Origin of the sequence: Streptomyces sp. adm13(2018) (assembly GCF_008042145.1) — a bacterium.
GTDB lineage: Bacteria > Actinomycetota > Actinomycetes > Streptomycetales > Streptomycetaceae > Streptomyces.
Map to the genome: position 1 here is coordinate 1 of NZ_RDBH01000046.1, position 7,037 is coordinate 7,037.

The window sequence follows — 7,037 nt, forward strand, 5'->3', positions numbered from 1 at the left end:
GGGGCCCTCGCCGACTGGGGAGCCCTCCACCTGGAGCAGGACCTCGGCGCGCATCCGGGGGTGGCGGTGAGCGCGAGTCCGACCACGGTCAGGCCGAGGAGGTGGGCGGTCGGGGACAGGCCGCCCGCGAGCAGCCCGCCGAGGCCCGCGCCGATCATGCCGCCGAGGCTGAACGCGGCGTGGAAGCTCGGCATCACCGGCCGCCGGAGCGCGGTCACGAGGTCCACCGCCGCGCTGTTCATGGCGACGTTGATCCCGCCGTACGCCGCCCCGAACACGAGCAGGACGAGGCCGAGCGCGAGCGGCGACCGGGTCAGCGCGGGCAGGGCGACCGACAGGGACAGGAGTACGGCGGTGGCCACGGTGACGGCGTGCGAGCCGTAGCGGCGGCAGAGCCGTCCGGTCAGCGTCATGGTGATGACGGCACCGGCGGACACGCCGAGCAGGGCCAGGCCGAGGTCGCCGGCCGAGGCGCCGGTCTGCTGCTTGACGGCGGGGATCCGGACGACCCAGCCGGCGAACAGGAAGCCGTCGAGGGCGAAGAAGAGGGTCAGGGCGACGCGGAGGCGGGACAGGGGATGGGTGGCGGTGTCTCCGCCGGTGGCCCCCGGAACCGTCCGTACTTTGTTTAGTAGCGGCACAAACTCAGGATAGGGGGACCCCCGGGCCTCGATCAAGCCGTCGGCGTGCGCGAGGCGAGGGGACCGCGCGCGGGCGTGGCCGCCGTACGGGTGACGAAGGCCAGGTCATCGTGGTGCGAGCGGTCCCCAACGGGCCGTTGGAGAGCATCGTTTCTGCGCGAGCGCGACCCCGGGAACGGGCTGCCCGGCATTGGAGTGAGACGCCGTGTCTCGCTTTTTCCCGGGGCGTTTGACCGGCAGACGAGCACCTTCCGGCCCGTCATTCCGAGCTCTTGAGGAGTAGCTATGCGTTCTCTCGCCGCGTCTGTCCTGGCCGTGGGCATCCTGCTGGGCGGCGCCGGTGGCGCGCTCGCCGACGACGGATTCGGAGCGGGGTACTTCTCCGCCGGCGGCGCGGGCTTCAGCTCGCACTGCGCGGTGGCCGGCGTCCCGGCCGTGTACGGAACGATCTTCACCGGCTCCTGCTCGGAGAAGGGCTGGGAGAAGGGCGCCGAGGGCGCCTTCCTCGGCGCGCACTGACCCGCACCGCCGGCCGGCCCGGGCGAGGCACAGCCTCGCCCGGGCCGCCGTGCGTGGGACGCGGCGCGCGTCGGGTGCGGAGCGCGCCGCGAGGGGTGGCCGGACGGGGAATCCGGCCGCCCCGCCCGCGGGTCTCGCCCGCTCGCCGGGCGCGGCGGCCCCGGCGGACGGAGCCACGCCTCGGCCCGGGCGCGGTGGTTCCGACGGACGGACGTGACACGTCGGCCGGAGCGCGGTGGTTCCGGCGGGCGGACGTGGCGCGTCGGCCGGGGTACGGCGCCACTCACCACGGGCGCGGCCGACAGGATCCGAAGGAGACGGCCCGGGCGCCTGCCGTACGCCGGGACGGCGCGCCGGTGGATGTCGACCGGCGCGGGCCTCGTCCGCAGGTGCCGCCCCCGCCCCCGGCGGGGCGCCCGGCGGGGCAGGTCGTCCTCCGATCATGGGAGACTCCACCCCATGAACGGCAAGGCGACGACGACCCGGACACGGCTGGACAGGGGGCGCAACGCGCTCGGCCCCGCGCTGGAGCTGGTGCACACCGGCAGGGCTCCGACCAGGGCCGTCCTCACCGCCGAGCTGGGTGTCACCCGGGCCACCGCCGGCGCGGTCGCCGCCGAGCTGGAGGCCCTCGGCCTCATCCGCGTGGACTCCAACCCCGGCGCTGCCGCGGGTTCCCAGGGCCGCCCCTCCCACCGCCTCGCCGTCGACGAGAAGGGCCCCGTCGCCCTCGCCGCCCAGGTCCACGCCGACGGCTTCCGCGCCGCGCTCGTCGGCCTCGGCGGCTCCATCGTGGCCACCGTCCCCGGCTGCGTCACCGTCTCCGCCGACCCCGCGCAGGTCCTCGGCGCGGTCGTCGAGGCCGGCGTCGGCCTGCTCCGGGACAGCGGCCGCCGCTGTGTCGGCGCCGGGCTCGCCGCCCCCTCCGCCGTGGCGGAGCCGGAGGGCACCGCGCTGAACCCGCTGCACCTCGCCTGGCCCGCCGGCGCCCAGGTCCGCGAGATCTTCGCCGAGCGGGTACGCGCCGCCGGCATCGACGGCCCCGCCTTCACCGGCAACGACGTGAACCTCGCCGCCCTGGCCGAGCACCGCCACGGCGCCGGCCGCGGCGCCCGCGACCTGCTCTGCGTGGCCACCGGCCACCGCGGCGTCGGCGGCGCGCTCGTGCTGGACGGGCGCCTGCACACCGGAAGCGCGGGCCTCGCCCTGGAGGTCGGACACCTCACGGTCAACCCGGAGGGCCGGCCCTGTCACTGCGGCAGCCGCGGCTGCCTGGACGTCGAGACCGACCCGCTGGCCTTCCTCACAGCCGCGGGCCGCGCCCCCGGCCCCGAGGTGTCCCTGCTCCAGCAGTCCCGGGACCTGCTGCGCACCAGCCCCGACGACCCGGGCGTACGGGTCGCGGTGGGGGAGCTGATCGACCGTCTGGGCCTCGGTCTCGCGGGCCTGGTGAACATCCTGAACCCGGACCGGATCATCCTCGGCGGCCTCCACCGCGAGCTCCTGGACGCCGACCCGGAGCGCCTGCGCGCCGTCGTCGCCGACCGGAGCCTGTGGGGCCGCAGCGGCGGCGTACCGATCCTTCCCTGCACCCTCGACCACAACAGCCTCGTCGGCGCGGCCGAGCTGGCGTGGCAGCCGGTCCTGGACGACCCGCTGGCCGCGCTCGGCCGCGAGCCGGTCTGACCGGCCCGGCGCCCCGGGCGGTCACGCCCCCGGATCGGGCCGGCCCTCGGCCAGCGCGGCCAGCCGCTCCAGGGCCGTCCGCGTACCGGCCTCGTTGTCCTCGGCGGGCACGCCGTCGGGCACCCCTTCGTGGAGGAGGACCACGTCCGTGCCGCCCTCCAGGGCGATCAGGGTCGTGGTGAGGGTCATGGGCCCCTGGAGCGCCGGGTCCGACGTCTCGAACTCGGTGACCTCGACGACGCGTTCGTCCGGGAGGAGCTCCACGAAGCGCCCGTGGTACGTGTCCGTGCGGGCCCCCGACTTGCCCGCGCCGTCGGCGGTCTCGTAGGTGAGGGACACCCGGAAGGTCCCCCCTTCGCGGGCGTCGAACTCGTGGACCTCGCAGCTCATGCCGTACGGCACCCGCCATCGGGCGACCGCCTCGGGATCGAGCAGCGCCCGGTAGACGGCCGAGGGCGGGGCGTCGACATGGCGGGACACGCGCGTGGTGTACACGGCTCCCACGCTAGGCCGTATCCCTCCCCGACGCGAGACGCTGTGCCCCGGGGCCACGCCGCGGCTGGTGGCCGGGACGAGCCGGCGGCGGACCGCTACCGGTCGGCGTCGACGGGAACACCGCCGCGCCGCAACCGGCCGCCGAGGAACTCCATCTCCGCCGCCGTGCCCTCCAGGCCCTCGCGGCTCAGCTCCTCGACCAGCTCGCGGGCCAGGGGCAGCGGCACCGACAGGACCTCCCGCACGACCTTCAACGCCGGGAGCCGGGAGGGCAGGGGGCCGACCAGCCGCAACCGGACCGGTCCGTGGGCGGCGAGCAGCGCCGCGCGGACGTCGTCCGGCGCCGGCTCCGCACCCGCGTGCTCGCACAGGTGGGCGCCGCACGCGTCACAGGAGAACTCCGCGTCCCACCACAGCTCGTCGTGGAGCACGAACTGGTTCACCCGGCGCACCGCCGCGCTCCCGCACGCGCACCGCACCGCGATCTCCGCCGTCCGACCCGTCACCGCCGCCCCTCGCTCCCGCTCCCCGCCCCGGTGCCCGGCCGCACTCCGCCGCCCGGCGCGATATCCCGTGGTCCGGCGTGAGCCGAACCCGTACCGTTCCCCTTCATGATCTCTTCCGAATCCGGTCCTCCTCCGCGTCTCGGCAGTCTCACCTTCCACAGTCCGCTCTCCGATGCCCGCGCCTCCCGCATGGTCGGGCGGCTCGCGGCCGCGAAGCCCGCCGACGTGCTCGACATCGGCTGCGGCTGGGGCGAGTTGCTGCTCCGCGTCGTCGCGGCGACGCCGTCCGCCTCGGGCGTCGGCATCGACGTCGAGGGTGAGGACCTCGCCCGAGGCCGGGCCCTCGCCGAGGCCCGTGGTCTCGCCGACCGGGTCGCGTTCGTCGAGGAGTCGGCGCTCGGCACCGACCGGGGGCCCGCCGACGTGGTGCTCTGCCACGGATCGAGCCAGGCCCTCTGCGACCCGGGGCAGCCGTACGACCTCGCCGCCGCGCTGGGCGAACTCCGCCGTCTCGTCAGGCCCGGGGGCCAGGTGGTGCTGGGGGAGTGCTTCTGGGAGCGCCCGCCCACGGACGAGGAACTGGCCGGGATGTGGCCCGGCGCGCACGCGGGGGAGCACACCTCCCTCGGCGCCCTGGTCGACCTCGCGATCGCGGCGGGCTTCCGGCCCGCGTGGATCGAGACGGCGACGGCGGAGGAATGGGAGGAGTTCGAGTCGGGCTACCGCCACGACACCGAGCTGTGGCTCGCCGCGCACCCCGACCACCCGCTCGCCGCGGAGACCCGCGAGCGCGTCGACCGGCAGCGCTCCACGTGGGTGAACGGCTACCGGCGCGTCCTGGGCATGGCGTACCTGACGCTCGTCGCCGTCGTCTGACAGCGGGCCGGCGGCCCGCCGGGGCCGGCCCCCGGGGCCTTCTCGCTCACCACTGCCGGCCCGCTCCCAACCGGTCGCGGTCCGGCGCGGACAGGTGAAGGACGCGATAGCGCTCGCCTTCCCCGGCGGGCGAGTCCGGACCGGCGGGCGACTCAGAACCGGCGGGTCCTCCGGCCCCGGCCCCTGCCCCGTCTCCCTCTGCGGCCCACAGGGTGAAGGCGAGCAGTTCCCAGTGGCGCGGATCGACCGCCAGGGCGGACGCCACCACCCCGTCCCGCCGCGCCTCGCGCGCGTGCCGGGCCACGGCGTCCGCCACGGCCCGGCCGGGCGCGGCGCCCTCCCCGAGCGGCGTCCGGCGCCGCGTCGCCGTGACCGGCACCGCAGCGGAGGCGGGCCCCTCCTCGTACGCCAGACCCGTCCAGTGCTGCACCACCGGCCGGCCGAAGTCGTCGACGATGCCCTGGAATCCCGGGCCCCAGAGGAAGGCGTTCATGCCCTCGGGCGCGGCCCAGAGATAGAACGGCGCGTACTGGTTGACCGGCGATCCCTCCCCGCGCTCGCGCACCAGGTACGCCTTCAGGCCGAGCCCGGGGAAGTCGTCGAGCAGATGGCCCCGGGTGGCCACCCGCTCCTCGATGATCCCCATGTCGTAATCGGCGGGCAGGGTGATCTCGTACTGCATGACGTGCACGGAAGGCTCCCGTCGTCGCTCGTGGATGGGTGTCCCGGCCGGCGCGCGGGCCGCGGTCAGTTCCCGGTCGTACGGGGTGCCAGCAGGACGAGCAGCCCGCGCACCGCGCGGTCGAAGGAGTCCCGCGCCCCCGCCGCGCGCGCCGAGACGTAGCCGCCCTGCACGGTCGCCAGGATGGTCGCGGCGATGTCCTCGGCGTCGAGCCGGGTGTCGAACTCGCCGTCGTCCAGGCCCTCCTGGACGACGGCGGCGAGCCGCGCCCGGACGCGGCCGAGCACTTCGTCGACCGGTGCCCGCAGGACGGGGTCGGCGACGATCTCGGGGTCCATGGTCAGCCGGCCCACCGGGCAGCCCCGCAGCACGTCCCGCTCCCGCAGGAGATAGGCCTCCACGCGGGAGTACGCGGTGCCGCCGCCGCCCAGCAGGGCCTCCACCTCGGCGCCCAACTCCTCGGCCGTCCGCCGGATCGCGGCGAGCGCCAGGTCGGACTTGCCCGCGAAGTGGTGGTACATGCTGCCCTGACCCGCTCCGGCCGCCCGCTGCACGGCCTTGGGGCTCGTCCCCACGTACCCCCGGTCCCACAGGAGGGCGCGGGTCGCCTCGATCAGTCGCTCCGGGGTGCTCATGAGCGCACTGTACATACCAGTAGGTACAGAGCGGAAGCAGGGCCCGAACCCCGACGTACTCCCGGCGTCGTACGCGCGGTGCCGCTGCCCGTACGACGCGCCGCGGCCCGGTCCGGAGGGAGTCTCGGAGCACGGAGCAAGACCATCGCAGCGCACCGCTCGCGGCGCCCCCGTCCCGGGGTGCCGGCCGCGGCGCACCGAGGAGCTGAAACCCCATGAACACACTCGCGCACACGGGCCCCGGCCCGTGGGTCCTCCTCTTCCCCCTCGTCTGGGCGGCGGCGATCGCCGGCATCGTCACCGTCGCCCGCCGCGCCGGATGGCGCCGCGGGCGCGGCCGGTCCGACGGGCCCGCCGGCGACTCGCCCCTCACCCTCCTCGGCCACCGCTTCGCCGCGGGGGAGATCGACGAGGACGAGTACTGGCGCCGGCTGACCGTCCTGGAGGAGCAGTTCGGCCGTCGCCCCGACACCGGGGGGAAGCGGGCATGACCGCCACCGGGCAGCACCTCCGGACCGCAGCCGCGGCCGGTCCCGCCGCCGTCCGTGTCGTCGACGCCGTGAAGGTCTACGGGCGCGGCGACACGGAGGTCAGGGCCCTCGACGGGGTGAGCGTCGACTTCCCCGTCGGCCGCTTCACCGCCGTCATGGGCCCCTCGGGCTCCGGCAAGTCCACCCTGATGCACTGCGCGGCCGGGCTCGACACCCTCACCTCCGGCGCCGCGCTCCTGGGCGACACCGATCTCGCCACCCTCGACGACCGCCGTCTCACCCTGCTGCGCAGGGACCGGATCGGCTTCGTGTTCCAGGCCTTCAACCTGCTCCCGACCCTCACCGTCGCCGAGAACATCACCCTGCCCTCGGCCCTCGCGGGCCGCCCCGTCGACCAGGAGCACGTCGACCGGATCGTCGACACCGTCGGCCTCCGCGACCGCCTCCACCACCGGCCGGGCGAGCTGTCCGGCGGGCAGCAGCAGCGGGTCGCCGTCGCCCGCGCG

The 7,037-nt window shown here is 75.9% G+C and carries 10 protein-coding genes; 5 read left to right on the plus strand and 5 right to left on the minus strand.

Annotated elements, in window-relative coordinates; genetic code table 11:
* Window positions 1–641, minus strand: a 641-nt coding sequence (locus tag EAO70_RS03865) for an MFS transporter (protein ID WP_261992642.1), incomplete at its 3' end; no start/stop codon positions are given.
* A gap of 285 nt (window positions 642–926) precedes the next feature.
* On the opposite strand from EAO70_RS03865, the gene EAO70_RS03870 reads away from it, so the two are divergent.
* Window positions 927–1,160 (plus strand): hypothetical protein, encoded by a 234-nt coding sequence (locus EAO70_RS03870; protein WP_148001614.1) that lies wholly within the window; start codon window positions 927–929, stop codon window positions 1,158–1,160.
* A 459-nt stretch (window positions 1,161–1,619) separates the two neighbouring features.
* Window positions 1,620–2,846 carry an ROK family protein gene (locus tag EAO70_RS03875; RefSeq protein ID WP_148001615.1) on the plus strand — a complete coding sequence of 409 codons (1,227 nt, stop codon included), beginning with the start codon at window positions 1,620–1,622 and terminating at the stop codon, window positions 2,844–2,846.
* A gap of 21 nt (window positions 2,847–2,867) precedes the next feature.
* On the opposite strand, the gene EAO70_RS03880 is transcribed toward EAO70_RS03875, so the two are convergent.
* Both EAO70_RS03880 and EAO70_RS03885 read right to left on the minus strand, forming a co-directional pair.
* A complete protein-coding gene (locus EAO70_RS03880) occupies window positions 2,868–3,341 on the minus strand; it encodes an SRPBCC family protein (protein ID WP_148001616.1) in 474 nt (157 codons plus the stop codon).
* A gap of 95 nt (window positions 3,342–3,436) precedes the next feature.
* The gene (locus tag EAO70_RS03885; RefSeq protein WP_148001617.1) at window positions 3,437–3,784 is read right to left on the minus strand and encodes a hypothetical protein; all 348 of its coding nucleotides are present in this window, start codon (window positions 3,782–3,784) and stop codon (window positions 3,437–3,439) included.
* Between the two features lie 168 nt (window positions 3,785–3,952).
* Between EAO70_RS03885 and EAO70_RS03890 the strand changes: the two genes are divergently transcribed.
* On the plus strand, window positions 3,953–4,723 hold the full coding sequence (locus tag EAO70_RS03890) for an SAM-dependent methyltransferase (protein ID WP_148001618.1): 771 nt from the start codon (window positions 3,953–3,955) through the stop codon (window positions 4,721–4,723).
* Between the two features lie 46 nt (window positions 4,724–4,769).
* Here EAO70_RS03890 and EAO70_RS03895 read toward each other — a convergent pair whose 3' ends face one another.
* Both EAO70_RS03895 and EAO70_RS03900 read right to left on the minus strand, forming a co-directional pair.
* Entirely contained in the window at window positions 4,770–5,414 is a 645-nt protein-coding gene (locus tag EAO70_RS03895; RefSeq protein ID WP_148001619.1) for a DUF4865 family protein, read from the minus strand.
* Window positions 5,415–5,470: 56 nt separating this feature from the next.
* On the minus strand, window positions 5,471–6,055 hold the full coding sequence (locus tag EAO70_RS03900) for a TetR/AcrR family transcriptional regulator (protein WP_148001620.1): 585 nt from the start codon (window positions 6,053–6,055) through the stop codon (window positions 5,471–5,473).
* 200 nt (window positions 6,056–6,255) lie between these two features.
* Between EAO70_RS03900 and EAO70_RS03905 the strand changes: the two genes are divergently transcribed.
* On the plus strand, window positions 6,256–6,531 hold the full coding sequence (locus EAO70_RS03905) for an SHOCT domain-containing protein (RefSeq protein WP_148001621.1): 276 nt from the start codon (window positions 6,256–6,258) through the stop codon (window positions 6,529–6,531).
* The coding region (locus tag EAO70_RS03910; protein ID WP_148001623.1) for an ABC transporter ATP-binding protein at window positions 6,528–7,037 on the plus strand (510 nt) is incomplete at its 3' end. The genes EAO70_RS03905 and EAO70_RS03910, both read left to right, overlap by 4 nt.

Coding starts and splice junctions, on each gene's coding strand:
- EAO70_RS03870 (WP_148001614.1), top strand. CDS start 927: ATGCGTTCTCTCGCCGCGTCTGTCCTGGCCGTGGGCATCCTGCTGGGC.
- EAO70_RS03875 (WP_148001615.1), top strand. CDS start 1,620: ATGAACGGCAAGGCGACGACGACCCGGACACGGCTGGACAGGGGGCGC.
- EAO70_RS03890 (WP_148001618.1), top strand. CDS start 3,953: ATGATCTCTTCCGAATCCGGTCCTCCTCCGCGTCTCGGCAGTCTCACC.
- EAO70_RS03900 (WP_148001620.1), bottom strand. CDS start 6,055: ATGTACAGTGCGCTCATGAGCACCCCGGAGCGACTGATCGAGGCGACC.
- EAO70_RS03905 (WP_148001621.1), top strand. CDS start 6,256: ATGAACACACTCGCGCACACGGGCCCCGGCCCGTGGGTCCTCCTCTTC.